Origin of the sequence: Methylocystis sp. H62, assembly GCF_015709515.1 — a bacterium.
Lineage (GTDB): Bacteria > Pseudomonadota > Alphaproteobacteria > Rhizobiales > Beijerinckiaceae > Methylocystis.
Genome location: NZ_JADNQZ010000056.1, coordinates 46,880 through 70,919, shown reverse-complemented (window position 1 = coordinate 70,919; position 24,040 = coordinate 46,880). Strand labels below are relative to the sequence as shown.

Below are 24,040 nucleotides of genomic sequence, written 5' to 3'. Positions count from 1 at the left end.
CTCGCGTCCCCTCCGCGAGAACTCAGGCTTCCTTGAATCGATAGCCCACGCCATAGAGCGTCTCGATCATTTCGAAGTCGTTGTCCGCGACCTTGAATTTCTTGCGCAAACGCTTGATGTGGCTGTCGATCGTTCGATCGTCGACATAGACCTGGTCGTCGTAGGCCGCATCCATGAGCGCGTTGCGGCTCTTCACGACGCCGGGACGCTGCGCCAGCGACTGCAAAATCAGGAATTCCGTGACCGTCAGCACCACCGGATCGCCTCGCCAGGTGCAGGTGTGGCGCTCAGGGTCCATCAGCAGCGCGCCGCGCTCCAGGACCTTGGCCTCCGATTCCTTCTGAGCCGCAGCCTCCTTTGGATTGGAGCGCCGCAGAATCGCCTTGACCCGCTCGACGAGCAGCCGTTGCGAGAAAGGCTTATGAATGAAGTCGTCCGCCCCCATCTTCAGGCCGAACAGCTCGTCGATTTCCTCGTCTTTGGAGGTGAGGAAAATCACCGGGAGGTCCGACTTCTGCCGCAGTCGACGCAGAAGCTCCATGCCGTCCATCCGCGGCATCTTAATGTCGAAGATCGCCAGATCGGGCGGATTGGCGCGCAGCCCGTCGAGCGCCTGCGCGCCGTCGGTATAGGTCTGGACGCGATACCCCTCGCCCTCCAGAGCGATGGAGACAGAGGTGAGAATGTTTCGATCGTCGTCGACGAGAGCGATGGTCGGCATCTTCACCCTTTGCTATTTGCGGCCGCAATTTAACGTCCGGGCCGGCGCGACGTGACTGCGCTTTCCGCGCGATACGGCCGCCCCCGACTCCTCGAAGGGCGCGACGTCGATGCTCAACAGTCGACACTCATATCGACTCGACAGCCGGACTTTCGAAAGGCGCGCCGGTCGACCCGACAAAGTCCGAGGCCAAGGCGGCTGAAATGTGGCCGACGTCCGTTCCCACAAGGCGGCGCCGCCTCGATGCCGCTAGAGCGCTTATACACAGTATTGCCAAAAAAATCACCTTATGCCTGGGCATGCCCGACTAAACGTAAGCGCGACAAGGGGATAGCTCGGCGGGCGCGACAGCTGGCGGCGCCCCGGGGGCTTGGAAAATCTCGGGTTTTCGCCAATCTTCTATAGGTTCTTTCAGACCCGACGCCGCTCGGCTCATAAGGCGCAAGTGAGGCGCGCGTGAAAAGAAGGCGCGGCGCGCGGCGTTAGTCCCAGGGAGCGGAGCAATGAGCGAAGAGTGGGCATATCAGGTTCGGGTCAATCTCGCCGACGCGGCGGCCAAGCTCGCCCGCAAGGATCCGGAAAATCCGGCGCTCAAGCCGCTCAGCGATATTCTGGCCCAACATAACGCGAAGCTTCGGAACCAGCTCGACGCCTTTGCCGACTATGTCGCCGCGGCCGAACAGCGCGGCGAGGAGAATTTCCCGCTCTACAAATGGACAAAGGCGGTGATTGAAGATCCGGCGAAAATCGAGAAGCACAGCAAAGCTTTCTCGATCCATGTCGCCGGTGAGGAAATCTATGGAAAGGACGTCGCCGACGCGCTGGAGGCGGAGCTTCAGCACCTGGTCGGCGGCCCGCTGGTCGCCCGCCTGACCAAGCACGACAGCAACCCCGCGAACAATCCGCAGGCGCCTGCGCAATATCGATAAGATTTGCGCCCCCTCCGGCTCGCTGCGCTCGCCACCTCCCCCGCTACGCGGGAGAGGGGAGGAACGGCGTCTCGGCTGAATCTTCCAAAGGCCCAGAATGATGATGAAAGTCGAGGCTAGGAAAGGCGATGAAGTGCGGCGCCCGCTCCCTCTCCCGCGCAGCGGGGGAGGGACGGGGAGGGGGTCTTAAACCGTCGCCAGGAAGCCGGCGATCTCATCCTTGAGCGCGAGCCGCTTCCTTTTCAAATCTTCGATCGTTGCGTCATCCGCCGGCTCGACATTGGTCTCCATGCGGTGAATGGCGCGATTGAGCGTGTGATATTCCTCGGTGAGGCGCGCGAAGTGGGCATTGCTGGCCTTCAAGGCGTGAATGGCCTCGGCCTGTTCGGGAAATTCTTCGTGCAACTCATGCGCAACATGGCTCATTCGAGCTTCCTTCCTTGATCAACTTTGGCGGCGTCGCCGTCGCAGTGGGGGATGATGTTACCGGCTTGCGCCCGGCGCAATGCCGTCGGCATGCGACCAAACTGCGCAGATGAGTCGACGTCTACGGGTTGGGCGCTTGCTCGTCCCGAGCCAACGGCGCGCCGGCGCCACACGGTTGCGATCGGTCGGCCAGAATCTCGGGGCGGTTTCGATCCAACCGTAGCATGCAGCGTCCAGAATGGCGAAGGCGCAGGCCACTCCGACGCCGAATGAACATGAATAAAAAACAAGGATTCGATTCATCGGCAGAATTGGCTTGGTTGCATCCGCAATTTAATTGCGCCGCCCCCTGTAACTTCAGAAAACTCGATGCTAACCTGGGGCGTTGCAACAATGATAATATTTGAGGGAAACAATATGTCGCACAGACTCTTTGCAGTTCTCCCGATCGCCGCTTCATTGTCGGTCGTCGCGACTTTCGCATCGATATCCCCTGCCGCGGCGCAGGCCGAGCCTTTCCTCGGCCAGCTGATGCTCACGGGCGCGACCTTCTGTCCCCGCAATTGGGCGCAGGCGGACGGCCAGCTTCTGTCCATTTCGCAGAACACGGCGCTGTTTTCCCTGTACGGCACGACCTATGGCGGCAACGGCTCGACCACCTTCGCCCTGCCCGACCTTCGCGGCCGCGCGCCGATCCACCAGGGGACCGGGCCGGGCCTTTCCAATTATGTCGAGGGCCAGGTCGGCGGCCGCGAGAACTTCACCATCACAACCAGCCAGATGCCGGCTCACAATCACGGCGTGCAGGCGACCAACGCCACCGCCGACAAGGGCGGCCCGGACGGCCGGTATCTTGGCGGCGGCGTCGGCTCCGACGACACCTACCACGATGGTCCGCCCAACCGCGTCATGGCCGGCGACATGATCCAGCCCAGCGGGGGCGGCCAGCCGGTGAGCCAAAGGGGACCCTATCTCACCATGATGTGGTGCGTTGCGCTGCAAGGCATCTTTCCATCGCGCAACTGACCGAAACGGCGGCGCGCGGCGCTCGCGCCGGGCGCTGAAGAGAACGCTGCATTTGGGCGGAATCGCTCATTGCAGCGTGATTGATTCCAAAAGTTCAGAGCGCGCTCTATACGAACAACCGGTTGCCACTTTTTCGCCAGCCGCGCTCTAGCGCCGGCTCAGTTCGCTCAGGAGCTCTTGGTAGCCCGCCCAGCGGGCGTCCGGGGATGCAATCCTGTCAACCAGCTTTGGATCGAGTTCCCGCCACAGGTCGCAGGAATGCGCAGTCGCTTCGTGCTTCCTCAGGCCGATATGCCGGGAGCTGGCGAAGCGCTGCAGCGAGCCTAGCCACGCGATGCGGGCGTGGTCGCTGAAGGGTTGGCGGTTGATCCGCAGGACCGCCTCGAAGAGCCAGTCGGGCAGGCTCTCGTTGGTGACTTCCAGTTCGACCTTTTCAGTCGGCGTGTAGCCGCAGAGACCAAGAAAACGCGCCAGCCAATCGGACCCGTAATCCGCCGTGACGACCTCTTGCGCGCCAAACGCCGCGGCGCAGTCCTGGCCGAGGTTGGGGACATTCATCAGCTTGCGAACGCGGGGCAACTCACCGAACCCATGGAGATCCAGGCCCGTTCCATAGCAGTATTCGGCAATCCGCGGATTGATCGCGCACTGCTTGTGATACGACCTCAGCCAGTCTTCCGGTTTCCGGTGAACCAGGAACGCTGTCAGGTGAAACGCTTCGAAAAGGTCGCGGATCTTCTCCAGCCCGATCGGACGAAAATCATAGAGATGATTGGTCAACCCCTCGGTGGTGAGGACCGTGCATTCTTCGCCGCCTTCGGCGACCGCCCGGGCGGTGCGGGAAAGATCGCCAGTCATCAGGTCCGAAACGATGAACTGGTGTTTTGGCATCTCCGTGTCGGCGCTGGGCGTCGGGTAGCGGATGCTCTGCTCAAGGAACCGGCCGGAATTCGCATAGCACCATCTCTGTAGCGCGCTGGTGCCGGTCTTGGGCAATCCGACATGGAGCAACAACCGCCGCTTCCGGCGTATCATCGCGGGTTTGGCCAGGCTCTCGTTGACGAAGGCGACCGCTCGATCGACCGTAGGCTGGCCCAGCGGCTGAAGCATGCCGCTGTCGTCCACCTGACGATGGTAGTGCAGTATGATCGGCGCGCCGTCGCCAATGTCGGCCGCCGGCAGATGGGTTGGAAAGTTCAGGGCTTTCGGCAGCAGTTCCGGTTCAATGCGCAGCTCTAGGCAGGTCAGCGCGAACGCGATCTGATCGATGTGAAACACGTAGTCGCCAAGAACATCCCCCTGCGCCTCGAGCCACTGAGCCCATTTGCGCCAAGGCTCGTCGAGTTCGCCAAGCAGCGTGCCGGGCAGCACGTAGAGGCCGCCGTTTCTGTTCTCGAAAATAGTCGTGGCGGCGTCCGAAGCCACGGCGATGTCGGGTCGCCGACGCGTCAGCCCGGCGCGCCGGAGCATGATGTCCCAGAGTTCGATCGGCGGGTTCGGCCGGTCCACGACCGCGGCCGCGACCAGGTTCTTCGCGAAATAGGGTCGCGGATCGGCGACAAAGAGCGTGTCGCAGTCGCATAACACAGCCAGGTCGGCGTCGCGCAGCAGCGCCGACCGCAATTGTGCGAGTTTGTTGAGATGCGGACGCCGCCGCGAAACCGCCTGCACTTCTGTCGTTCTGACGCCGAGCGGCGAAAAGCTCGCCACACAATCCTGGCCCAGCCCTAGAATGTAATGCACCACAAGATCTTCGGGCGGAACCTTCGCGATTTCAATTAGGCTTCGCGCCCATCTCATCGCTTGCGCAAGAAAAATAGGTTCGTTGTCAACGACACACGAGAATCGTACGGCGGGTTTCAGCATGTCATTCCGGCCAAACGGCCTGCAAGAAGGCATTCAAATGGGGGGGACATCCCTGGTGGGGAGGTTCCTCTCAATGTTAAAAAACGGAACGCGTCGCTAAGGCGAATGCTATGCGGCTTTGAAGGCTCGAGCAAGAACATAGCTTTTTTTGGAATCAGCGTGACATTCTCCGCTTGACGCCGCCCAACGTCGCGATTAGGTTCCGCCCACTTTCGACAGGCCGTAAGTTCATGCCGTCGGCGAGCGCCTCGCTCTCGATCCTTCGAACTTAAACGCTGTCGCCTTGCCTGTGACCGCCAAATGTAGTTGGTAATCAGCACGTCGCGAAAGCGACTGACAGGAAGGCACGATCCCGGCGACGGGATCCTCTGCGTTAGAAGCGCCTTGGCCCTTACGGCCATCGGCGCTTCGCTCGTTTGCGCGTGCCTTTAAGGGCCATGCGCGGCGGGATCCCTTGACATCCGCCATTCGCAATCACGCGAAGGACCCTATTGAATGCCGACGATCAGCCAGTTGATCCGCAAGCCGCGCCAAGCGCCGACCTATCGCGAGAAGGCGCGCCATCTGCAGTCCTGCCCGCAGAAGCGCGGCGTGTGCACGCGCGTCTATACGACGACGCCGAAGAAGCCGAACTCCGCGCTTCGCAAGGTCGCCAAGGTGCGCCTGACCAACGGGTTCGAGGTCATCGGCTACATCCCGGGCGAGGGCCATAATCTTCAGGAGCACTCGGTCGTGATGATCCGCGGCGGCCGCGTGAAGGATCTTCCCGGCGTTCGCTATCACATTCTGCGCGGCGTGCTGGACACGCAGGGCGTCAAGGACCGCAAGCAGCGCCGTTCGAAATACGGCGCGAAGCGTCCGAAGTAAGGAGCCATTCGATGTCTCGTCGCCACCGGGCCGAAAAGCGTGAAGTGATCGAAGACGCCAAATTTGGCGACATCGTTCTCACGAAATTCATGAACTCGATCATGTACGACGGCAAGAAGTCGGTCGCCGAGCAGATCGTCTATGGCGCGCTCGATCAGGTCGAGACGAAGGCCAAGAGCGATCCGCTCGCCGTCTTCAAGACGGCGCTCGAGAATGTCGCGCCGGCGATCGAGGTTCGGTCCCGCCGCGTCGGCGGCGCCACCTATCAGGTGCCGGTCGAAGTGCGCAACGAGCGTCGTCAGGCGCTCGCCATTCGCTGGATCATCACCGCGGCCCGCGCCCGCAACGACAAGACCATGGTCGACCGTCTGTCGGCCGAACTGCTCGACGCATCCAACAACCGCGGCGCCGCGGTGAAGAAGCGCGAAGACACGCATCGCATGGCGGAAGCCAACCGCGCCTTCTCGCACTACCGCTGGTAAGGACAACCGTCATGGCCCGCTCTCATCCGATCGAGGACTACCGTAACTTCGGCATCATGGCCCACATCGATGCGGGCAAGACGACGACGACGGAACGCATCCTCTATTACTCCGGCAAGAGCCATAAAATCGGCGAGGTGCATGAAGGCGCCGCGACGATGGACTGGATGGAGCAGGAGCAGGAGCGCGGCATCACCATCACGTCCGCCGCAACGACGACGTTCTGGAACGGCAAGCGCCTCAACATCATCGACACGCCCGGCCACGTCGACTTCACCATCGAAGTCGAGCGCAGCCTGCGCGTTCTCGACGGCGCCGTATGCGTGCTCGACGGCAACCAGGGCGTCGAGCCGCAGACCGAGACGGTGTGGCGTCAGGCCGACAAATACAATGTGCCGCGCATCGTCTTCGTCAACAAAATGGACAAGATCGGCGCCGACTTCGACCGCTGCGTCGAGGAAATCAAGACGCGCGTCGGCGGTCGTCCGGTCTGCGTGCAATTGCCGATCGGCTCCGAGTCGAATTTCAAGGGCATTATCGATCTCGTGCGCATGAAGGCCGTCGTCTGGGAAGACGAAGGGCTCGGCGCGAAATATCACGACGAAGAGATTCCGGCGGACCTGCTTGACAAGGCCAAGGAATATCGTTTGGCGCTGATCGAAGCCGCGGTCGAAATGGACGACGAGGCCATGGCGGCTTATCTCGACGGCCAGGAGCCGGACGAGGAGACGCTGCACAGGCTCATCCGCGCCGCCGTGCGCAAGATCGCCTTCATTCCGGTGTTCTGCGGCTCGGCCTTCAAGAACAAGGGCGTGCAGCCGCTGCTCGACGCGGTCGTGCATTATCTGCCGTCGCCGGTCGATCGCGAGGCGATCAAGGGCGTCGATGTGGACACGGGCGCGGAGCTGGATCGCAAGCCGCTCGATTCCGAGCCTTTCTCCATGCTCGCGTTCAAGATCATGGACGATCCCTTCGTCGGCACGATCACCTTCGCCCGCGTCTATTCGGGCAAGATCGACTCCGGCACGACAGTGCTCAATTCGACGAAAGAGAAGAAAGAGCGCATCGGCCGCATGTTGCTGATGCACGCCAATAATCGCGAAGACATCAAGGAAGCCTTTGCGGGCGACATCGTCGCGCTCGCGGGCCTCAAGGACACGCGCACCGGCGACACGCTCTGCGACATGCAGAAGCCCGTGATTCTGGAGCGGATGGAGTTTCCGGATCCGGTCATCGAGATCGCCATCGAGCCGAAGTCGAAGGCCGATCAGGAGAAGCTCGGCATCGCGCTGCAGAAGCTCGCCGCCGAGGATCCCTCCTTCCGCGTTTCAACCGATCAGGAAAGCGGCCAGACCATTCTCAAGGGCATGGGCGAACTGCATCTCGACATCAAGGTCGACATTCTGAAGCGCACCTATAAGGTCGACGCCAATATCGGCGCGCCGCAGGTCGCCTATCGCGAGCGCCTCGGCCGCAAGCTTGAAATCGACTATACGCATAAGAAACAGACCGGCGGCACCGGCCAGTTCGCGCGCGTGAAGATCATTTTCGAACCCAATGAAGCCGGCAAGGGCAATGAGTTCGAAAGCAAGATCGTCGGCGGCGCGGTGCCGAAGGAATATATCCCCGGCGTCGACAAGGGCATTGCGTCGGTGACGACGTCCGGCATTCTCGCCGGCTTCCCGGTCGTCGATCTGAAAGCGACGCTCATCGACGGCGCCTTCCACGATGTCGACTCGTCGGTGCTCGCCTTCGAGATCGCCTCGCGCGCCGCGACGCGCGAAGCGCTGCAGAAGGGCGGCTCGGTGCTGCTCGAGCCGATCATGAAGGTCGAAGTGGTGACGCCGGAGGAATATACCGGTTCTGTCATCGGCGATCTGAATTCCCGTCGCGGACAGATTCAAGGTCAGGACATGCGCGCCAACGCCGTGGTGATCAACGCCATGGTGCCGCTCGCCAACATGTTCGGCTACGTCAATCAGCTGCGCTCCTTCACGCAGGGACGCGCCAGCTACACGATGCAATTCGATCACTACGAACAAGTCCCCGAAGCGGAGTCGAAGAAGGTCCAGGCGAAATACGCCTGATCTCGAACGCGACGGGGCGACAGGTACTCTTCAAAGGAGCACGGCGATGGCCAAGGAAAAGTTTTCACGCACGAAGCCGCACTGCAACATTGGGACGATTGGGCACGTCGACCATGGCAAGACGTCTTTGACGGCGGCGATCACCAAGGTTCTGGCGGAGACGGGCGGCGCGACCTTTACGGCCTATGATCAGATCGACAAGGCGCCGGAAGAGAAGGCGCGCGGCATCACCATTTCGACGGCGCATGTCGAATATGAGACGAAGAACCGCCATTACGCCCATGTCGATTGTCCCGGCCACGCCGATTATGTGAAGAACATGATCACCGGCGCGGCGCAGATGGACGGCGCGATCCTGGTGGTCTCGGCCGCCGACGGCCCGATGCCGCAGACCCGCGAGCACATTCTGCTCGCCCGTCAGGTCGGCGTGCCGGCGCTCGTCGTGTTCTTGAACAAGGTCGACATGGTCGACGATCCGGAGCTTCTCGAGCTCGTCGAGCTCGAAGTGCGCGAGCTGCTCAGCAAATATGAGTTCCCCGGCGACGACATTCCGATCACCAAGGGTTCGGCGCTGTGCGCGCTCGAGGGCAAGAACCCCGAGATCGGCCATGACGCGATCCTGAAGCTGATGGAGACGGTCGACGCCTACATCCCGCAGCCGGAGCGTCCGAAGGATCAGCCGTTCCTGATGCCGGTCGAGGACGTGTTCTCGATTTCGGGCCGCGGCACGGTGGTGACGGGGCGCATCGAGCGCGGCGTGATCAAGGTGGGCGAGGAAGTCGAGATCGTCGGCATCCGTCCGACGGTGAAGTCGACGGTGACGGGCGTCGAGATGTTCCGCAAGCTGCTCGACCAGGGCGAGGCGGGCGACAATGTCGGCTGCCTGCTGCGCGGCACGAAGCGTGAGGACGTCGAGCGCGGCCAGGTGCTGTGCAAGCCGGGTTCGGTGAAGCCGCACACGAAGTTCAAGGCTGAGGCGTATATCCTCACCAAGGAAGAGGGCGGCCGCCACACGCCGTTCTTCACCAACTATCGCCCGCAATTCTACTTCCGCACGACGGACGTGACCGGCATCGTCACATTGCCCGAGGGCGTGGAGATGGTGATGCCGGGCGACAATGTGACGATGGAAGTCGCGCTGATCGTGCCGATCGCCATGGAGGAGAAGCTGCGCTTCGCCATCCGCGAAGGCGGCAGGACGGTCGGCGCGGGCGTCGTCGCCAGCATCATCGAGTAAAGCGAATCTTGGGCCGCGGGCCAAGCGCTCGCTCTTGTGAAAGAAGTCGCGCGCAACGGCGCGCGGCGCATGAAGGCGAGCAGAACCGCTCGCGGTCCTAAAGGACGGAAAAATGAACGGTCAAAATATCCGGATTCGCCTCAAGGCGTTCGATCACCGGATTCTCGACACGTCGACGAAGGAGATCGTCTCGACGGCCAAGCGCACGGGCGCTCAGGTCCGCGGTCCGATTCCGCTTCCGACACGCATCGAAAAATTCACGGTGAACCGTTCGCCGCACATCGACAAGAAGTCGCGCGAACAGTTCGAGATCAGAACGCATAAACGCGTTCTCGACATCGTCGATCCCACCCCGCAGACGGTGGACGCGCTCATGAAGCTCGATCTTGCCGCCGGCGTGGATGTCGAGATCAAGCTCTAACGGAATTCAGGCGGCGCTCGCTAAAACATGCGAGCGCGCTTTGCGAAGGATTGGATCATGCGGTCGGGCGTCATCGCGCAAAAGGTCGGAATGACCCGCATCTTCACGGAGGCGGGCGAGCATGTGCCGGTCACGGTCCTGAAGCTCGACGGCTGCCAGGTCGTCGCGCAGCGGACTCAAGAGAAGAACGGCTACACCGCCGTTCAGCTCGGCATTGGCCGCGCCAAGGTCAAGAATGTCTCGAAAGCCGAACGCACGCGGTTCGCGGCGGCCTCGGTGGAGCCGAAGATGAAGCTCGCCGAGTTTCGGGTGAAAGAGGAAGAGTTGCTGCCGATCGGGGCCGAAATCACGGCGGATCATTTCGTCGTCGGCCAGTTCGTCGACGTGACGGGGACCTCCACCGGCAAAGGCTTTGCCGGCCCGATGAAACGCTGGGGCTTCGGCGGTCTGCGCGCGACCCACGGCGTCTCCGTGTCGCACCGTTCGCACGGTTCGACCGGCGGCCGTCAGGACCCGGGCAAGACCTTCAAGAACAAGAAGATGGCCGGCCATATGGGCGTCGACCGCGTCACCACGCAAAATCTGCGGGTGGTGCAGACGGACCCGGCGCGGGGACTGCTGCTGGTCGAAGGAGCGGTGCCGGGCACGGCCGGCGGTTGGATTTTCGTGCGCGACGCGGTGAAACGCGCGCTGCCGAAGGATGCGCCGCAGCCGGGCAAGTTCCGCCTCGGCAACGGACAGGGTGAAGCCGCGAATTTAGACGCCGCTCCGCAAGAAGCGCAGAAGGAGGACTGAGCCGTGAAGATCGACGTCACGTCGTTCGACGGCCAGGCGGCCGGTTCGATCGAACTCTCCGATGAGGTCTTCGGCCTTGAGCCGCGCAAGGACCTGATCTTCCGCATGATCCGCTGGCAGCTCGCCAAGCGGCGCGCCGGCACCCATGCGGTGAAGAACCGCGCCGAGATCGCGCGCTCGGGCAAGAAGCTGCACAAGCAGAAGGGCACCGGCGGCGCCCGTCACGGCTCGGCGCGCGCGCCGCAGTTCCGCGGCGGCGGACGCGCCTTCGGCCCGGTGGTGCGCAGCCATGCGCATGACCTGACCAAGAAGGTGCGCCAGCTCGCGCTGAAGCATGCTCTGTCCGCGAAAGCCAAGGACGGCGGCATCATCGTTTGGGAGACGGCGGAGCTCGCCGAGCCCAAGACGAAGCTGCTCGCCTCGAGTTTCGCCAAGACGGGCCTCGAGAACGCGATCATCATCGTTGGCGGCGCGCCGCAGAACAATTTCGTGCTCGCCGCACGCAATATCCCGAAGATCGACATCCTGCCCGTCGAAGGCGTCAATGTTTACGACATCCTCCGCCGCGAGAAGCTGGTGTTGACCCGCGCCGCAGTGGACGCGCTGGAGGCGCGACTGAAATGAGCAAGGACGTTCGCCATTACGACGTGATCGTCGCCCCGGTCATCACCGAGAAGGCGACGCTCGCCTCGGAGAGCAACAAGGTGGTCTTCAAGGTCGTGAAGACCGCGACGAAGCCGCAGATCAAGGCGGCGGTCGAAGGTCTCTTCGACGTCAAGGTCGAAGCGGTCAATACGCTGGTGCGCAAGGGCAAGGTCAAGATCTTCCGGGGCCGGCGCGGTCAGCAGAGCGACGTCAAGAAAGCGGTCGTGACTCTCGCCGAGGGCCACAAGATCGACGTGACGACCGGACTGTAAGGAAGGCGTGAGGATAGAACGATGGCGCTGAAGACATTCAAGCCGGTCACGCCGAGCCTTCGCCAGCTCGTGATTGTCGACCGCAGAGAGCTTTACAAGGGCAAGCCGGTCAAGACTCTGACCGAGGGCAAGAGCTCAAAAGGCGGCCGCAACAACGCCGGCCGGATCACCGTGCGTTTTCGCGGCGGCGGCCATAAGCAGGCCTATCGCGTCGTCGACTTCAAGCGGCGCAAGCTCGACGTTGCTGGCAAGGTCGAGCGGCTCGAATATGATCCCAACCGCACGGCGTTCATCGCGCTCATTCGCTACGCGGACAATGAGCTTGCCTACATTCTCGCGCCGCAGCGGCTCTCCGTCGGCGACGAAGTGATCGCCGGCAATCAGGTCGACGTGAAGCCCGGCAACGCCATGCCGATCGCCAACATCCCCGTCGGCGCAATTGTGCACAATGTCGAGATGAAGATCGGCAAGGGCGGCGCCATCGCGCGGTCAGCCGGCACCTATGCGCAGATCGTCGGCCGCGACCAGGGCTATGTGATCGTCAGACTGAATTCTGGCGAGCAGCGCCTGGTGCATGGCCAGTGCTTCGCGACGCTCGGCGCCGTGTCCAATCCCGATCATATGAACACCTCGATCGGCAAGGCCGGCCGCTCACGCTGGCTCGGCCGCCGCCCGCACAATCGCGGCGTCACGATGAATCCGATCGACCATCCGCATGGCGGCGGCGAAGGCCGCACCTCCGGCGGTCGTCATCCGGTCACGCCCTGGGGCAAGCCGACCAAGGGCAAGAAGACCCGCACCAATAAATCCACCGACCGTTTCATTGTGTCCTCGCGACACAATCGCAAGAAGAAGGGCTAACCCATGGCGCGCTCGATTTGGAAGGGCCCGTTCGTCGACGGCTATCTTCTTAAGAAGGCCGAGACCTCGCGCGGTTCAGGCCGCTCCGAGGTGATTAAGATCTGGAGCCGCCGCTCCACGATCATCCCGCAGTTCGTGGGACTGACCTTCGGCGTGCACAACGGCCAGAAACATATTCCCGTGGCGGTGTCGGAAGACATGATCGGGCACAAATTCGGCGAATTCGCTCCGACCCGCACCTTCCACGGCCATGCGGCCGACAAGAAGGCCAAGAGGGGCTAAGAGAGGCTAAGAGAGGCTCACGATGTCTAAGGAAGCCAATCCGCGCCGGCTTGCGGAAAATGAAGCGAAGGCCGTCGCGCGCATGCTGCGCGTCTCGCCGCAGAAGCTCAATCTGCTCGCGCAGTTGATCCGCGGCAAGAAGGTGGATCGCGCGCTCGCCGATCTGGAGTTCTCCAGAAAGCGGATCGCGCATGAGGTGAAGAAGGCGCTTGAAAGCGCCATCGCCAACGCCGAGAACAATCACGGTCTCGACGTCGACGATCTCGTCGTCGCACAGGCCTTTGTCGGAAAGGCGCTGGTGATGAAGCGTTTCCACGCCCGCGCCCGCGGCCGTGCGAGCCGCGTCGAGAAGCCGTTCGCCAATCTGACGATCATCGTGCGCGAAGTCGAAGCGCAGGCCAACGCCTAAAGGATTTAAAACCATGGGTCAGAAGGTTAATCCGATCGGGCTGCGACTGGGCGTCAACCGCACCTGGGATTCGCGCTGGTTCGCCAATAAGGGCGAATACGCCAAGCTCCTGCACGAGGACATGGCGATCCGCGAAACCGTGTCGAAAACGCTGAAGCAGGCGGCGGTGTCGAAGATCGTCATCGAGCGTCCGCACAAGAAGTGCCGCGTGACGATCTATTCGGCGCGTCCCGGCGTCGTCATCGGCAAGAAGGGCGCGGACATCGACAAGATCCGCAAGCTCGTGGGCAAGCTCACCGGCAGCGAAGTCGTCATCAACATCGTCGAAGTGCGCAAGCCCGAAACCGAGGCCGCGCTCGTCGCCGAGTCGATTGCGCAGCAGCTCGAACGTCGCGTCGCCTTCCGCCGCGCGATGAAGCGCGCCGTGCAATCGGCCATGCGGCTGGGCGCGCAGGGCATTCGCATCAATTGCTCGGGCCGTCTCGGCGGCGCCGAGATCGCCCGTCTCGAATGGTATCGCGAAGGGCGGGTGCCGCTGCACACGCTGCGCGCCGACGTCGATTACGGCACCGCCACCGCGCATACCGCCTATGGCGCTTGCGGAATCAAGGTCTGGATCTTCAAGGGCGAAATCCTTGAGCACGATCCGATGGCGCAGGATAAGAAGGCGGCCGAACAGGCGTCCGGCGGCGATCATGGCGATCGCGACCGCGGCGGGGAACGCCGCCGTCGCGAGCACCGCGAACCGCGCGACGCGGCGTAACGAACAAGATTAAAGAGCGCAATCATGCTGCAACCCAAACGCACCAAGTTCCGCAAGGCCTTTAAGGGCCGCATCCGTGGCGCCTCCAAGGCGGGCTTTTCGCTGAACTTCGGTCAGTTCGGCCTTAAGGCGCTGGAGCCGGATCGCATCACCGCGCGCCAGATCGAAGCCGCGCGCCGCGCCCTGACGCGTCATATGAAGCGCGCCGGCCGAGTCTGGATCCGCATCTTCCCCGACGTGCCGGTCTCCAAGAAGCCGACCGAAGTGCGTATGGGCAAGGGCAAGGGCGCGCCGGAATTCTGGGCCGTGCGCGTTGCGCCCGGCCGCATCATGTTCGAGATCGACGGCGTGCCGGCGCCTATCGCGCGGGAGGCCTTGACGCTTGCCGCCGCGAAGCTGCCGATTAAGACGCGCTTCATCGAACGCATCGCCGAATAAGGGGAACGTGATGAAATCCAAACAGCGCCTCTCCGACATCAAGGCGATGACCGAAGATCAGCTCAATGACGAAGTGCTGAAGCTCAAGAAAGAGCAGTTCAATCTGCGCTTCCAGCGGGCGACCGGCCAGCTCGAGAACACCTCACGCGTGCGCGTCGTTCGTCGCGACATTGCCCGCACGAAAACCATCGCCGCGCATAAGCGCGCCGAAAAGCAGGGTTAAAGCGCCATGCCGAAGCGAATTCTCCAGGGCGTCGTCGTCAGCGACAAACAGAACAAGACCGTGGTGGTGAAGGTCGAACGTCGCTTCACCCACCCGCTGTTCCAGAAGACGGTGCGCCGCACGAAGAACTATCACGCCCATGACGAAAGCGGCGCGTTCAAGGTGGGCGACTCGGTGACGATCGAAGAGACCGCGCCGATCTCGAAATTGAAGCGCTGGCGGGTCGTCGAAGTGACGGCCGAGGCGTAGTCGTTAGAACGAACTGTCCGGACGAAGTCGGCGACTCCAAAGTGGGCTTGCCGAAACCAGACCGGAACGAAAGGCGGGTAAGCCATGATTCAGATGCAAACCAATCTCGACGTCGCCGACAACTCCGGCGCGCGCCGCGTAATGTGCATCAAGGTGCTGGGCGGCTCCAAGCGCAAATACGCCGGCGTCGGCGACATTATTGTCGTGTCGATCAAGGAGGCGATTCCGCGCGGCCGCGTCAAGAAGGGCGATGTGCTGAAGGCCGTCGTCGTTCGCACCGCGAAGGACATCAAGCGCGCCGACGGCTCCGTGATCCGTTTTGATTCGAACGCCGCGGTGTTGATCAACAATCAGAAAGAGCCGATCGGCACCCGCATCTTCGGGCCGGTGCCGCGCGAGCTGCGCGCCAAGAACCACATGAAGATCATCTCGCTCGCCCCGGAGGTTTTGTAATGGCCGCCAAGATCAAGAAGGGCGACAAAGTCGTCGTTCTCGCCGGCCGCGACAAGGGCCGCAGCGGCGAGGTGCTGCGCGTGATTCCCGACGAGGGCCGCGCCGTCGTCGACGGCGTCAACATCGTCAAGCGCCATCAGCGTCAGACCAAGGATCGCGAAGCCGGCATCATCAACAAGGCCGCGCCGATCAATTTGTCGAATCTTGCGGTCGCCGATCCCAAGGACGGCAGAGCGACGCGCGTTGGATTCAAGATTCTCGACGACGGCCGCAAGGTCCGCGTCGCCAAGCGTTCCGGAGAATTGATCGATGGCTGAGGAAAAGAAGCCCAAGGCCGAAAAGCCCGCCAAGGCTCAAAAGCCCGCCGCCGAGGGCGCGGAGGCGAAGGAGCCCAAGAAGGCCGCCGCCAAATCCGGCGAAAAGCCTGCGGCTAAGGAAAGGCCGGCGACATCCGGCGACGACGCGGCAGCGGTCGGCGCGGACGGCTCCTATGTGCCGCGCATGCGCAAGCATTACGATGAGGTCGTGCGCGAAGCGTTGCAGAAGCAGTTCGGCTATAAGAACGCGCTCGAAGTGCCGACGATCGAGAAGATCGTGCTCAACATGGGCGTCGGCGAATCCGTCAACGACAGCAAGAAGGCGACGTCGGCGGCGGCCGACCTTAGCCTTATCGCCGGCCAGCGGCCGGTCGTCACCCGCGCGCGCAAGGCGATCTCGACCTTCAAGTTGCGCGAGAACATGCCGATCGGCGCGAAGGTGACGCTGCGCAAGACGCGGATGTATGAGTTTCTGGATCGTCTGATCACCGTGGCGCTGCCGCGGGTGCGCGACTTCCGCGGATTGAATCCGAAGTCCTTCGACGGACGCGGGAACTATGCGCTCGGCATCAAGGAGCACATCGTGTTCCCCGAAATCGACTACGACAAGGCGGAGTCGATCCTGGGCATGGACGTGATCGTCTGCACGACGGCCAAGACCGACGAAGAGGCGCGCGCCTTGCTGAAGGCGTTCAATTTCCCGTTCCGGCAGTGAGGGCGTAACAGCTCCTCAAACGCGGATACTGAAAGGCGAAACTGTTAATGGCGAAGAAAAGCGCGATTGAGAACAACAAGCGGAAGCGAAGGCTCGTGAAGTCCTACGCCGGGCGGCGCGCGCGGCTGAAGGCGGTTGCGAACGACAAGACGCTGAGCGTCGAAGAGCAGTTCGAGGCGCGTCTCAAGCTTGCTGAGCTCCCGCGCAATTCTGCGCCCGTTCGCGTGCGCAACCGCTGCGAAGTGTCGGGCCGTCCGCGCGGCTTTTATCGCAAGCTGAAAATGTCGCGCATTGCGCTGCGTGAATTGGGGTCCCGCGGCCTGGTGCCCGGCCTCGTGAAGTCAAGCTGGTAAGGGGACGCAGATGGCGATCAACGATCCATTGGGCGATCTTCTCACCCGCATCCGCAACGCACAGATGCGCCGCAAGGACAAGGTGTCCTCTCCGGGCTCGAAGCTGCGCGCGCATGTGCTCGACGTGCTGAAGGAAGAGGGCTATATCCGCGGCTATAGCAGCACCGACTTCGGCAATGGCCGGACCGAGTTCGAGATCGAACTGAAATATTTCGACGGCGAGCCGGTCATCAAGCAGATCGAACGCGTGTCGCGCCCGGGTCGCCGGGTCTATGCGGCGGTTGACGCAGTGCCGCGCGTGGCGAATGGCCTCGGCGTCACCATCGTGTCGACTCCGAAGGGCGTCATGGCCGATCACGCGGCGCGCGAGAATAATGTCGGGGGCGAGGTGCTGTGCAAGGTCTTCTAGACCTTGCGCCTCATCAAACAGGATTTTCAATCATGTCTCGTATCGGCAAGAAGCCTGTCGTCCTTCCCGCCGGCGTCACCGCCAAGGTGGACGGTCAGCTCGTGCAGGTGAAGGGCGCGAAGGGTCAGCTGGAGTTTCTGGCGCCCGACGACGTTTCCGTCGTCCAGCAGGACAACGCCATCACGGTCGACCCGCGCAATGAAACCAAGCGCGCCCGCGCGCTATGGGGCACGGCGCGCGCCCAGATCAACAATATCGTCGTCGGCGTGACCACGGGCTTTGAAAAGAAGCTCGAGATCACCGGCGTCGGCTATCGCGCCGCGGTGCAGGGAAAAACGCTGCAACTCGCGCTCGGCTATTCGCATGACGTGAGCTATCCGATTCCGGCCGGCATCGCGATCGTGACGCCGAAGCCGACGGAAATCAGCATCAGCGGCATGGATCGGCGCCAGGTCGGGCAAGTCGCCGCCGAGATCCGCGCCCTGCGCCCGCCCGAGCCCTACAAGGGCAAGGGCGTCAAATACGCCAATGAATTCATCTTCCGCAAGGAAGGCAAGAAGAAGTAAGGACCCGCCATGGCCAGGGATGTCAAAGTCGAACAGCGTCGAAAGGCGCGGGTGCGCCGGGCGATCCGTGAACGCGCCAAGGGGCGGTTGCGCCTTTCGGTGTTTCGCTCGTCCAAGCAGATCTATGCGCAGATCATCGACGACGAGAAGGGCGCGACGGTCGCCGCCGCCTCTTCGCTCGAGAAGGCGAATCGCGAGGGTCTGAAGACCGGCGCGGACGTCGAGGCGGCGAAGGTCGTCGGCAAGCTCCTCGCGGAGCGCGCCGTCGCCAAGGGCGTCAAAGAGGTCGTTTTCGACCGTGGCGCTTACATGTATCACGGGCGCGTCAAGGCGCTGGCCGACGGCGCCCGCGAGGGCGGTCTGGAGTTCTAACTGGGGCGCGCGCCGTTGAGGGCGTGCGCTTCTCGCGCGGAATGCGTGCCGGCGCAGATGCGCCGGGCGTCGATCCGATGGGTCGGCAGTGAAGGAAGCGAGCGGCGCATCACGCCGCGTAAGTGACGGAAGAGACAATGGCGCGTGAAGGAGAAGGCGGTCGCGGCCGCGATCGGGATCGTGACGATCGCGACGGCGAATTTGTGGATCGTCTGGTCCACATCAATCGCGTCGCGAAGGTGGTGAAGGGCGGCAGGCGTTTCGGCTTCGCCGCGCTCGTCGTCGTCGGCGACCAGAAGGGCCGCGTTGGCTATGGACACGGCAAGGCGCGCGAAGTGCCTGAGGCGATCCGCAAGGCGACGGAAGCGGCCAAGCGCGCGTTGATCCGCGTGCCGCTGCGCGAAGGCCGCACGCTGCATCATGACGTTCATGGCCGCCACGGCGCAGGCCGCGTCATCCTGCGCGCGGCGCCGGCGGGCACCGGAATCATCGCCGGCGGGCCCATGCGCGCGATTTTCGAAACGCTGGGCATGCACGACGTCGTGGCGAAGAGCCAGGGGTCGTCCAATCCCTACAACATGATCCGCGCGACCTTCGATGCGCTTGGCCGCGAAGACTCGCCGCGCGCCGTCGCGGCGCGCCGTTCGCTTAAAGTTTCGGTGCTGCAGTCGCGCCGTCAAGGCGTCGACGCCGACGCCGTCGACGCGTAAGGAGACGACCCATGACGAAGAGCACGCAGCAGATCGTCGTCGAACAGATCGGCAGCCCGATCGGCCGTCCCGAACGGCAGCGCCGTACGCTTCTTGGCCTCGGCCTGACGCGCATTGGCCGCCGCCGCGCGCTGGAAGACACGCCGGCCGTGCGCGGGATGATCGCTAAGGTGGCGCATCTCGTGAAAATCGTCGACGCCAAAACCGTCGACGGGAAGTGAGGACGCGGCCATGAAACTTAATGAAATCACCGACAATCCCGGCGCGAGCAAGAACCGCATGCGGGTCGGCCGCGGCATCGGCTCCGGCAAGGGCAAGACCGGCGGGCGCGGCGTCAAGGGCCAGAAGGCGCGCACCGGCGTGGCGATCAAGGGCTTCGAGGGCGGTCAGATGCCGTTGCATCGGCGTCTGCCGAAGCGCGGATTCTACAATCCGTTCTCGACCCACTACAACGAGGTCAATCTCGGGCGCATTCAGCAGGCGCTCGACGCCGGCAAGCTCGACGCCGCCACGCCGGTGACGATCGAGGCGCTGCTTGCGGCCGGCGTCGTCACCAGACCGCGCGACGGCGTCAAGATCCTCGGCCAGGGCGAGTTGAAGGCAAAGCTCGCCTTCGAGGTCTCGGCGGCGTCCAAATCGGCGGTCGCGGCCATCGAGGGCGCAGGCGGCTCGGTGAAACTTCTCGCGGGCGACACGCCGGCGCCTTAAAGCAAAAAGTGCGGCCGCTCTCGCTTGAGCGGCTGCGCTGTTTTATACAAACGCTCCGAACGGAGCGGGCGAGCCTCGCGCGCTGCTAGCTCCGAGCGCTGAGCCCAACAAATGCGTCGCGTCGACAGCGGCGCGACAGGGGAGTTCCTTCATGGCATCGGCAGCCGAGCAGCTCGCGGCCAACGTCAATCTCTCCGCCTTCGGCAAATCCGAGGAATTGAAAAAGCGCATCCTGTTCACGCTGGGCGCGCTGATCGTCTATCGCCTCGGCACTTACGTGCCGCTGCCGGGCATCGACCCCGAGGCTTTCGCGAAAAGCTTTTTCGGCCAGTCAAAGGGCATGCTGGAGCTCTTCAACATGTTCGCGGGCGGCGCCGTGCAGCGCCGCGCGATCTTCGCGCTCAACATCATGCCGTATATTTCGGCGTCGATTATCATTCAGCTGCTGACGTCGGTGATTCCGACGCTCGAGACGCTGAAGAAAGAGGGCGAGCAGGGCCGCAAGGTCCTCAACCAATATACCCGCTATCTCACCGTCGCGCTCGCGACCTTCCAAGCCTACGCCATGGCGATCGGGCTCGAGGGCCAGCAGGGCGTCGTCACCGATCCGGGCATGTTCTTCCGCATCACCACGGTCGTGACGCTGGTCGGCGGCACGATGTTCCTGATGTGGCTTGGCGAGCAGATCACCTCGCGCGGAATCGGCAACGGGTCCTCGCTCATTATCTTCGCGGGCATTGTCGCCGCCTTTCCATCGGCGATTGTGTCGACCTTGGAGCTGGGCCGGCAGGGCGCCATTTCGACGGCGCTGATCATCGGCGTCATCATCATGTCCTTCGCCGTCGTCGCCTTCATCGTGTTTATGGAGCGGGCGCAGCGGCGGCTGCTGATCACCTATCCCAAGCGGCAGCACGGCAACCGGGTCTATGAGGGACAGACGTCCTTCCTGCCGCTGAAGCTGAACACGTCCGGCGTCATCCCGCCGATCTTCGCATCGTCGCTGCTGCTCTTGCCGACGACCGTGGCGAATTTCTACCAATCGACCGGCAGCGAGAGCATCTTCGCGACGATCTCCGCCTATTTCGGGCATGGTCGGCCGCTGTATATGCTCGCCTATGTCGGATTGATCGTGTTCTTCGCCTTCTTCTACACCGCGATCGTCTTCAATCCGGTCGAGACGGCGGACAATCTCAAGAAGCACGGCGGTTTCGTGCCGGGCATTCGCCCTGGCGAACGCACGGCGAAATTCATCGACGAAGTGCTGATGCGGATCACGGTGCTCGGCGCGGCCTATCTGGCGATCATCTGCATCATTCCGGAGGGGCTCATCGCCTACGCCAATCTGCCGTTCTATTTCGGCGGCACGTCTCTGCTCATCGTCGTCAGCGTCACCATGGATACTGTGGCGCAGATCCACGGTCATATGCAGGCGCAGCAATATGAGGGGCTGATACGCAAGACCAAGCTTCGCGGCGGGAAACGCGCCCGATGAGGCTGGTGCTGCTCGGTCCGCCCGGGGCCGGCAAGGGAACGCAGGCGGCGCGTTTGGTCGAAAAGCACGGCGTGCCGCAGCTGTCGACAGGAGACATGCTGCGCGCCGCGGTCGCGGCGAAAAGTCCGATTGGCCTCAGGGCCAAGGAGATCATGGACGCTGGCGCGCTGGTGCCGGACGAGGTCGTGATCGGCCTGATCGACGAACGGCTCGGCGCGTCTGACTGCTCCAGCGGGTTCATTCTCGACGGCTTCCCGCGCACTGTGGCGCAGGCCGAGGCGCTGCAAGAGCTTCTCGTGCGCAGGGGCTTGTCGCTCGACGCCGTGCTCGAGCTCGCCGTCGACGAAGGCGCGCTCGTCGACCGTATGCGCAAACGGGTGGATGAAACCCGCGCCGCGGGCGGCGCGGTGCGCGCCGACGACAATCCGGAAAGCTTCAAGACGCGGCTCGAAGCCTATCGGGCCCAGACGGCCCCGGTCTCGGCGCATTATGCGAAGCGTAGCGAACTGACGAAGATCGACGGCATGGCGCCGATCGAGGATGTAACCGCGGAGATTGATCGCGCCCTGTCGGGCGCCGGCTAGATTTTTCGCGAAATCGCTTGACCCTCAACCCGTTGACCCCTAAATAGGCAGTCTTCACGTTGTTGGACAGTCGGCTCCGGCTCCCGGATTGGGGGGCGGGGCCTGTTTTCGTATGAAGACGGTTCACAACCGCGCGCATGGGCCGGGCTCCACCGGACGCGGGCGTCATCCCGGAGCTTCAGGCTCCTTCTCACATGGAGAGACAAAGTGGCCCGTATTGCAGGCGTTAATATCCCGACCAACAAGCGCGTCGTCATCGCGCTCCAGTATATTCACGGCATTGGCGCCAAGAAGGCAGAGGAAATCTGCGAGAAGGTGAGCATCCCGGCCGAGCGCCGCGTGGCGCAGCTCACTGACGCGGAAGTTCTGCAAATTCGCGAAACGATCGACCGCGACTACATGGTCGAAGGCGATCTGCGCCGCGAAGTCGCGATCAACATCAAGCGCTTGATGGATCTCGGCTGCTATCGCGGCCTGCGCCATCGCCGCCAGCTCCCCGTGCGCGGCCAGCGCACGCACACCAACGCCCGCACCCGCAAGGGCAAGGCGAAGCCGATCGCCGGCAAGAAGAAGTAATTCCGGCAGTCGTTAGTCGGCAGTCGGCATTCGGTTTTTCCGACTGCCGAAGCCCGACTGCCGACTGTCCAGGTGGAGCCGCTGGAACTACGGCGGCGTCGATATCGAAAGGCAGACTGAACAATGGCTAAGGACACAACGCGCGTTCGCCGCCGCGAGCGCAAGAACATCGTTTCCGGCGTCGCGCATGTGAATTCGACGTTCAACAACACCATGATCACCATCACCGACGCACAAGGCAACACTGTGTCGTGGTCGTCCGCCGGGGCGATGGGATTCAAAGGCTCGCGCAAATCCACGCCCTACGCCGCGCAGATGGCCGCCGAAGACGCCGCCCGCAAGGCCGGCGAGCATGGCGTGCGCACGCTTGAAGTCGAAGTCTCCGGTCCGGGCTCCGGCCGTGAGTCGGCGCTGCGCGCCTTGCAAGCGGCGGGCTTCACCGTCACGTCGATCCGCGATGTGACGCCCATCCCGCACAACGGCTGCCGGCCGCGCAAGCGCCGCCGCGTCTGAGTATTCAGATTGTCTGATTTGATTTCGAGCGGCGTGGCGCATGCCCCAACGCCGCACTCAGGAGCTTCAAGGAAAGGCCTCCACGTGAGCATCCAGAAGAACTGGCAGGAACTCATCAAGCCGAACAAGCTCGAAGTCACGGCCGGAGACGATCCCAAGCGCAGCGCGACCGCCGTCGCCGAGCCGCTGGAGCGCGGCTTTGGCGTGACGCTTGGCAACGCCCTGCGCCGCATTCTGCTGTCGTCCCTGCAGGGCGCGGCGATCACGTCGATTCACATCGACGGCGTGCTGCATGAGTTCTCGTCGATCCCCGGCGTGCGCGAGGACGTGACTGACATCGTCCTCAACATCAAGGACATCGCCATCAAATATCAGGGCGATGGCATGAAGCGCCTAACGCTCAAGAAGACGGGGCCGGGCGCCGTCACCGCGGGCGACATCCAGGTGACGGGCGACGTGCAGATCCTCAACCCTGAACTTGTCATCTGCACGCTCGACGAGGGGGCTGAGATCCGCATCGAGTTCACCGTCGCGAACGGCAAGGGCTATGCGCCCGCCGACCGCAACCGCGCCGAAGACGCGCCGATCGGCCTCATCCCGATCGACAGCCTCTATTCGCCGGTTAAAAAGGTCAGCTATCGCGTCGAAAACACCCGCGAGGGCCAGGTTCTCGACTATGACAAGCTGACGCTGACGGTCGAGACGAATGGCGCGATGAGCCCGGAAGACGCGGTCGCCTATTCGGCGCGCATTCTCCAGGACCAGCTCAACGTCTTCGTCAATTTCGAAGAGCCGCGCCGCGAAGAGGCCGCGCCGTCGATTCCGCAGCTCGCTTTCAATCCGGCGCTGCTGAAGAAGGTGGACGAGTTGGAGCTTTCGGTGCGTTCGGCGAACTGCCTGAAGAACGACAACATCGTCTACATCGGCGACCTTATCCAGAAGTCGGAAGCAGAGATGCTGCGCACGCCGAACTTCGGCCGCAAGTCCTTGAACGAGATCAAGGAGGTGCTGGCGCAGATGGGTCTGCATCTGGGCATGGAAGTCCCTGGCTGGCCGCCGGAGAACATCGACGATCTCGCGAAGAGATTTGAGGAACACTACTGAGTTTCCCCCTTCTCCCGCTTGCGGGAGAAGGTGTCGCGCGAATGCGCGACGGATGAGGGCGCGGGAAATACCCTCACCCGACCCCGCTTCGCGGGGCCACCCTCTCCCGCGAGCGGGAGAGGGAAATAATGGAGACGGCCGTTCCTTGGCACGGCGGCCGCATAATCAA

At 62.9% G+C, this 24,040-nt stretch carries 36 protein-coding genes; 32 read left to right on the top strand and 4 right to left on the bottom strand.

Annotated features, from left to right (window positions below):
* Nucleotides 1-22: 22 nt before the first annotated feature.
* Nucleotides 23-721 carry a response regulator transcription factor gene (locus tag IYY11_RS14415; RefSeq protein ID WP_124739188.1) on the bottom strand — a complete coding sequence of 233 codons (699 nt, stop codon included), beginning with the start codon at nt 719-721 and terminating at the stop codon, nt 23-25.
* A gap of 503 nt (nt 722-1,224) precedes the next feature.
* On the opposite strand from IYY11_RS14415, the gene IYY11_RS14410 reads away from it, so the two are divergent.
* Nucleotides 1,225-1,650, top strand: a complete 426-nt coding sequence (locus tag IYY11_RS14410) for a hypothetical protein (protein ID WP_196404475.1) — start codon at nt 1,225-1,227, stop codon at nt 1,648-1,650.
* 186 nt (nt 1,651-1,836) lie between these two features.
* Here IYY11_RS14410 and IYY11_RS14405 read toward each other — a convergent pair whose 3' ends face one another.
* The gene (locus IYY11_RS14405) at nt 1,837-2,076 is read right to left on the bottom strand and encodes a YdcH family protein (protein ID WP_196404474.1); all 240 of its coding nucleotides are present in this window, start codon (nt 2,074-2,076) and stop codon (nt 1,837-1,839) included.
* A gap of 417 nt (nt 2,077-2,493) precedes the next feature.
* Between IYY11_RS14405 and IYY11_RS14400 the strand changes: the two genes are divergently transcribed.
* Complete coding sequence (locus IYY11_RS14400) at nt 2,494-3,102, top strand: phage tail protein (protein WP_196404473.1); 609 nt, start codon at nt 2,494-2,496, stop codon at nt 3,100-3,102.
* Nucleotides 3,103-3,249: 147 nt separating this feature from the next.
* On the opposite strand, the gene IYY11_RS14395 is transcribed toward IYY11_RS14400, so the two are convergent.
* The gene (locus IYY11_RS14395; protein ID WP_196404472.1) at nt 3,250-4,725 is read right to left on the bottom strand and encodes a hypothetical protein; all 1,476 of its coding nucleotides are present in this window, start codon (nt 4,723-4,725) and stop codon (nt 3,250-3,252) included.
* A 738-nt stretch (nt 4,726-5,463) separates the two neighbouring features.
* On the opposite strand from IYY11_RS14395, the gene rpsL reads away from it, so the two are divergent.
* The 22 genes from rpsL (at nt 5,464) to rplR (ending at nt 18,184) form a co-directional block, all read left to right on the top strand.
* A complete protein-coding gene (gene rpsL, locus IYY11_RS14390) occupies nt 5,464-5,835 on the top strand; it encodes a 30S ribosomal protein S12 (RefSeq protein ID WP_014890767.1) in 372 nt (123 codons plus the stop codon).
* Between the two features lie 11 nt (nt 5,836-5,846).
* Complete coding sequence (gene rpsG, locus IYY11_RS14385; RefSeq protein ID WP_196404471.1) at nt 5,847-6,317, top strand: 30S ribosomal protein S7; 471 nt, start codon at nt 5,847-5,849, stop codon at nt 6,315-6,317.
* Nucleotides 6,318-6,328: 11 nt separating this feature from the next.
* Nucleotides 6,329-8,404 (top strand): elongation factor G, encoded by a 2,076-nt coding sequence (fusA, locus tag IYY11_RS14380; protein ID WP_196404470.1) that lies wholly within the window; start codon nt 6,329-6,331, stop codon nt 8,402-8,404.
* A 46-nt stretch (nt 8,405-8,450) separates the two neighbouring features.
* Nucleotides 8,451-9,641: an elongation factor Tu gene (tuf, locus tag IYY11_RS14375; RefSeq protein WP_196404469.1), complete on the top strand. Its 1,191-nt coding sequence runs from the start codon at nt 8,451-8,453 to the stop codon at nt 9,639-9,641.
* 112 nt (nt 9,642-9,753) lie between these two features.
* Complete coding sequence (rpsJ, locus tag IYY11_RS14370) at nt 9,754-10,062, top strand: 30S ribosomal protein S10 (RefSeq protein WP_014890764.1); 309 nt, start codon at nt 9,754-9,756, stop codon at nt 10,060-10,062.
* A gap of 57 nt (nt 10,063-10,119) precedes the next feature.
* Nucleotides 10,120-10,857 (top strand): 50S ribosomal protein L3, encoded by a 738-nt coding sequence (rplC, locus tag IYY11_RS14365; protein WP_029651573.1) that lies wholly within the window; start codon nt 10,120-10,122, stop codon nt 10,855-10,857.
* A 3-nt stretch (nt 10,858-10,860) separates the two neighbouring features.
* Nucleotides 10,861-11,481 (top strand): 50S ribosomal protein L4, encoded by a 621-nt coding sequence (rplD, locus tag IYY11_RS14360; RefSeq protein WP_175095542.1) that lies wholly within the window; start codon nt 10,861-10,863, stop codon nt 11,479-11,481.
* Nucleotides 11,478-11,774 carry a 50S ribosomal protein L23 gene (locus IYY11_RS14355; RefSeq protein ID WP_196404468.1) on the top strand — a complete coding sequence of 99 codons (297 nt, stop codon included), beginning with the start codon at nt 11,478-11,480 and terminating at the stop codon, nt 11,772-11,774. The genes rplD and IYY11_RS14355 overlap by 4 nt, the downstream gene beginning before the upstream one ends.
* Before the next feature lie 21 nt (nt 11,775-11,795).
* Entirely contained in the window at nt 11,796-12,635 is an 840-nt protein-coding gene (gene rplB / locus IYY11_RS14350) for a 50S ribosomal protein L2 (RefSeq protein WP_196404467.1), read from the top strand.
* A gap of 3 nt (nt 12,636-12,638) precedes the next feature.
* Nucleotides 12,639-12,917 carry a 30S ribosomal protein S19 gene (gene rpsS, locus IYY11_RS14345; RefSeq protein ID WP_018406017.1) on the top strand — a complete coding sequence of 93 codons (279 nt, stop codon included), beginning with the start codon at nt 12,639-12,641 and terminating at the stop codon, nt 12,915-12,917.
* A 22-nt stretch (nt 12,918-12,939) separates the two neighbouring features.
* Nucleotides 12,940-13,326 (top strand): 50S ribosomal protein L22, encoded by a 387-nt coding sequence (rplV, locus tag IYY11_RS14340; protein ID WP_196399689.1) that lies wholly within the window; start codon nt 12,940-12,942, stop codon nt 13,324-13,326.
* A 13-nt stretch (nt 13,327-13,339) separates the two neighbouring features.
* Nucleotides 13,340-14,089, top strand: a complete 750-nt coding sequence (rpsC, locus tag IYY11_RS14335; protein ID WP_196404466.1) for a 30S ribosomal protein S3 — start codon at nt 13,340-13,342, stop codon at nt 14,087-14,089.
* A gap of 24 nt (nt 14,090-14,113) precedes the next feature.
* Nucleotides 14,114-14,527: a 50S ribosomal protein L16 gene (rplP, locus tag IYY11_RS14330; RefSeq protein ID WP_029651571.1), complete on the top strand. Its 414-nt coding sequence runs from the start codon at nt 14,114-14,116 to the stop codon at nt 14,525-14,527.
* 10 nt (nt 14,528-14,537) lie between these two features.
* Nucleotides 14,538-14,750 (top strand): 50S ribosomal protein L29, encoded by a 213-nt coding sequence (gene rpmC, locus IYY11_RS14325; RefSeq protein ID WP_018406013.1) that lies wholly within the window; start codon nt 14,538-14,540, stop codon nt 14,748-14,750.
* Nucleotides 14,751-14,756: 6 nt separating this feature from the next.
* Nucleotides 14,757-14,999 (top strand): 30S ribosomal protein S17, encoded by a 243-nt coding sequence (gene rpsQ, locus IYY11_RS14320; RefSeq protein WP_196404465.1) that lies wholly within the window; start codon nt 14,757-14,759, stop codon nt 14,997-14,999.
* A gap of 84 nt (nt 15,000-15,083) precedes the next feature.
* Entirely contained in the window at nt 15,084-15,452 is a 369-nt protein-coding gene (gene rplN, locus IYY11_RS14315) for a 50S ribosomal protein L14 (RefSeq protein ID WP_018266630.1), read from the top strand.
* Entirely contained in the window at nt 15,452-15,769 is a 318-nt protein-coding gene (gene rplX / locus IYY11_RS14310; RefSeq protein ID WP_196404464.1) for a 50S ribosomal protein L24, read from the top strand. The genes rplN and rplX overlap by 1 nt, the downstream gene beginning before the upstream one ends.
* Complete coding sequence (gene rplE, locus IYY11_RS14305; RefSeq protein ID WP_246719987.1) at nt 15,762-16,484, top strand: 50S ribosomal protein L5; 723 nt, start codon at nt 15,762-15,764, stop codon at nt 16,482-16,484. The genes rplX and rplE overlap by 8 nt, the downstream gene beginning before the upstream one ends.
* Before the next feature lie 47 nt (nt 16,485-16,531).
* Nucleotides 16,532-16,837 carry a 30S ribosomal protein S14 gene (gene rpsN / locus IYY11_RS14300; RefSeq protein ID WP_014890750.1) on the top strand — a complete coding sequence of 102 codons (306 nt, stop codon included), beginning with the start codon at nt 16,532-16,534 and terminating at the stop codon, nt 16,835-16,837.
* Between the two features lie 10 nt (nt 16,838-16,847).
* On the top strand, nt 16,848-17,246 hold the full coding sequence (gene rpsH / locus IYY11_RS14295) for a 30S ribosomal protein S8 (RefSeq protein ID WP_014890749.1): 399 nt from the start codon (nt 16,848-16,850) through the stop codon (nt 17,244-17,246).
* Nucleotides 17,247-17,278: 32 nt separating this feature from the next.
* Nucleotides 17,279-17,812, top strand: a complete 534-nt coding sequence (rplF, locus tag IYY11_RS14290) for a 50S ribosomal protein L6 (RefSeq protein ID WP_196404463.1) — start codon at nt 17,279-17,281, stop codon at nt 17,810-17,812.
* A 9-nt stretch (nt 17,813-17,821) separates the two neighbouring features.
* The gene (gene rplR / locus IYY11_RS14285) at nt 17,822-18,184 is read left to right on the top strand and encodes a 50S ribosomal protein L18 (protein ID WP_018406008.1); all 363 of its coding nucleotides are present in this window, start codon (nt 17,822-17,824) and stop codon (nt 18,182-18,184) included.
* On the opposite strand, the gene IYY11_RS14280 is transcribed toward rplR, so the two are convergent.
* Nucleotides 18,181-18,405, bottom strand: coding sequence for a hypothetical protein (locus IYY11_RS14280; protein WP_196404650.1), 225 nt, complete (start codon nt 18,403-18,405; stop codon nt 18,181-18,183). The genes rplR and IYY11_RS14280 overlap by 4 nt on opposite strands.
* On the opposite strand from IYY11_RS14280, the gene rpsE reads away from it, so the two are divergent.
* From rpsE to IYY11_RS14240, 8 genes are all read left to right on the top strand, one after another.
* Nucleotides 18,322-18,894 (top strand): 30S ribosomal protein S5, encoded by a 573-nt coding sequence (rpsE, locus tag IYY11_RS14275; RefSeq protein WP_196404462.1) that lies wholly within the window; start codon nt 18,322-18,324, stop codon nt 18,892-18,894. The genes IYY11_RS14280 and rpsE overlap by 84 nt on opposite strands.
* Before the next feature lie 11 nt (nt 18,895-18,905).
* Nucleotides 18,906-19,115 carry a 50S ribosomal protein L30 gene (gene rpmD, locus IYY11_RS14270; RefSeq protein WP_014890745.1) on the top strand — a complete coding sequence of 70 codons (210 nt, stop codon included), beginning with the start codon at nt 18,906-18,908 and terminating at the stop codon, nt 19,113-19,115.
* A 10-nt stretch (nt 19,116-19,125) separates the two neighbouring features.
* On the top strand, nt 19,126-19,602 hold the full coding sequence (rplO, locus tag IYY11_RS14265) for a 50S ribosomal protein L15 (protein WP_196404461.1): 477 nt from the start codon (nt 19,126-19,128) through the stop codon (nt 19,600-19,602).
* Nucleotides 19,603-19,753: 151 nt separating this feature from the next.
* Entirely contained in the window at nt 19,754-21,094 is a 1,341-nt protein-coding gene (gene secY / locus IYY11_RS14260; protein WP_196404460.1) for a preprotein translocase subunit SecY, read from the top strand.
* Entirely contained in the window at nt 21,091-21,678 is a 588-nt protein-coding gene (locus IYY11_RS14255; RefSeq protein WP_196404459.1) for an adenylate kinase, read from the top strand. The genes secY and IYY11_RS14255 overlap by 4 nt, the downstream gene beginning before the upstream one ends.
* Nucleotides 21,679-21,885: 207 nt before the next feature.
* On the top strand, nt 21,886-22,254 hold the full coding sequence (gene rpsM, locus IYY11_RS14250) for a 30S ribosomal protein S13 (RefSeq protein ID WP_018406003.1): 369 nt from the start codon (nt 21,886-21,888) through the stop codon (nt 22,252-22,254).
* A 123-nt stretch (nt 22,255-22,377) separates the two neighbouring features.
* On the top strand, nt 22,378-22,767 hold the full coding sequence (rpsK, locus tag IYY11_RS14245) for a 30S ribosomal protein S11 (protein WP_196399695.1): 390 nt from the start codon (nt 22,378-22,380) through the stop codon (nt 22,765-22,767).
* Nucleotides 22,768-22,851: 84 nt separating this feature from the next.
* Entirely contained in the window at nt 22,852-23,871 is a 1,020-nt protein-coding gene (locus IYY11_RS14240) for a DNA-directed RNA polymerase subunit alpha (RefSeq protein WP_196404458.1), read from the top strand.
* The last annotated feature ends 169 nt before the right edge of the window (nt 23,872-24,040 follow it).

Coding starts and splice junctions, on each gene's coding strand:
- IYY11_RS14400 (WP_196404473.1), top strand. CDS start 2,494: ATGTCGCACAGACTCTTTGCAGTTCTCCCGATCGCCGCTTCATTGTCG.
- rpsL (WP_014890767.1), top strand. CDS start 5,464: ATGCCGACGATCAGCCAGTTGATCCGCAAGCCGCGCCAAGCGCCGACC.
- rpsC (WP_196404466.1), top strand. CDS start 13,340: ATGGGTCAGAAGGTTAATCCGATCGGGCTGCGACTGGGCGTCAACCGC.
- rpsE (WP_196404462.1), top strand. CDS start 18,322: ATGGCGCGTGAAGGAGAAGGCGGTCGCGGCCGCGATCGGGATCGTGAC.
- rpsS (WP_018406017.1), top strand. CDS start 12,639: ATGGCGCGCTCGATTTGGAAGGGCCCGTTCGTCGACGGCTATCTTCTT.
- rpsK (WP_196399695.1), top strand. CDS start 22,378: ATGGCTAAGGACACAACGCGCGTTCGCCGCCGCGAGCGCAAGAACATC.
- rpsG (WP_196404471.1), top strand. CDS start 5,847: ATGTCTCGTCGCCACCGGGCCGAAAAGCGTGAAGTGATCGAAGACGCC.
- rplR (WP_018406008.1), top strand. CDS start 17,822: ATGGCCAGGGATGTCAAAGTCGAACAGCGTCGAAAGGCGCGGGTGCGC.
- IYY11_RS14405 (WP_196404474.1), bottom strand. CDS start 2,076: ATGAGCCATGTTGCGCATGAGTTGCACGAAGAATTTCCCGAACAGGCC.
- rpsQ (WP_196404465.1), top strand. CDS start 14,757: ATGCCGAAGCGAATTCTCCAGGGCGTCGTCGTCAGCGACAAACAGAAC.
- rplC (WP_029651573.1), top strand. CDS start 10,120: ATGCGGTCGGGCGTCATCGCGCAAAAGGTCGGAATGACCCGCATCTTC.
- rpmD (WP_014890745.1), top strand. CDS start 18,906: ATGACGAAGAGCACGCAGCAGATCGTCGTCGAACAGATCGGCAGCCCG.
- tuf (WP_196404469.1), top strand. CDS start 8,451: ATGGCCAAGGAAAAGTTTTCACGCACGAAGCCGCACTGCAACATTGGG.
- rplB (WP_196404467.1), top strand. CDS start 11,796: ATGGCGCTGAAGACATTCAAGCCGGTCACGCCGAGCCTTCGCCAGCTC.
- rpmC (WP_018406013.1), top strand. CDS start 14,538: ATGAAATCCAAACAGCGCCTCTCCGACATCAAGGCGATGACCGAAGAT.
- fusA (WP_196404470.1), top strand. CDS start 6,329: ATGGCCCGCTCTCATCCGATCGAGGACTACCGTAACTTCGGCATCATG.
- IYY11_RS14410 (WP_196404475.1), top strand. CDS start 1,225: ATGAGCGAAGAGTGGGCATATCAGGTTCGGGTCAATCTCGCCGACGCG.
- rplO (WP_196404461.1), top strand. CDS start 19,126: ATGAAACTTAATGAAATCACCGACAATCCCGGCGCGAGCAAGAACCGC.
- rplN (WP_018266630.1), top strand. CDS start 15,084: ATGATTCAGATGCAAACCAATCTCGACGTCGCCGACAACTCCGGCGCG.
- rplX (WP_196404464.1), top strand. CDS start 15,452: ATGGCCGCCAAGATCAAGAAGGGCGACAAAGTCGTCGTTCTCGCCGGC.
- IYY11_RS14415 (WP_124739188.1), bottom strand. CDS start 721: ATGCCGACCATCGCTCTCGTCGACGACGATCGAAACATTCTCACCTCT.
- IYY11_RS14255 (WP_196404459.1), top strand. CDS start 21,091: ATGAGGCTGGTGCTGCTCGGTCCGCCCGGGGCCGGCAAGGGAACGCAG.
- rplV (WP_196399689.1), top strand. CDS start 12,940: ATGTCTAAGGAAGCCAATCCGCGCCGGCTTGCGGAAAATGAAGCGAAG.
- rpsJ (WP_014890764.1), top strand. CDS start 9,754: ATGAACGGTCAAAATATCCGGATTCGCCTCAAGGCGTTCGATCACCGG.
- rplP (WP_029651571.1), top strand. CDS start 14,114: ATGCTGCAACCCAAACGCACCAAGTTCCGCAAGGCCTTTAAGGGCCGC.
- IYY11_RS14355 (WP_196404468.1), top strand. CDS start 11,478: ATGAGCAAGGACGTTCGCCATTACGACGTGATCGTCGCCCCGGTCATC.
- rplE (WP_246719987.1), top strand. CDS start 15,762: ATGGCTGAGGAAAAGAAGCCCAAGGCCGAAAAGCCCGCCAAGGCTCAA.
- secY (WP_196404460.1), top strand. CDS start 19,754: ATGGCATCGGCAGCCGAGCAGCTCGCGGCCAACGTCAATCTCTCCGCC.
- rpsH (WP_014890749.1), top strand. CDS start 16,848: ATGGCGATCAACGATCCATTGGGCGATCTTCTCACCCGCATCCGCAAC.
- rpsN (WP_014890750.1), top strand. CDS start 16,532: ATGGCGAAGAAAAGCGCGATTGAGAACAACAAGCGGAAGCGAAGGCTC.
- rplF (WP_196404463.1), top strand. CDS start 17,279: ATGTCTCGTATCGGCAAGAAGCCTGTCGTCCTTCCCGCCGGCGTCACC.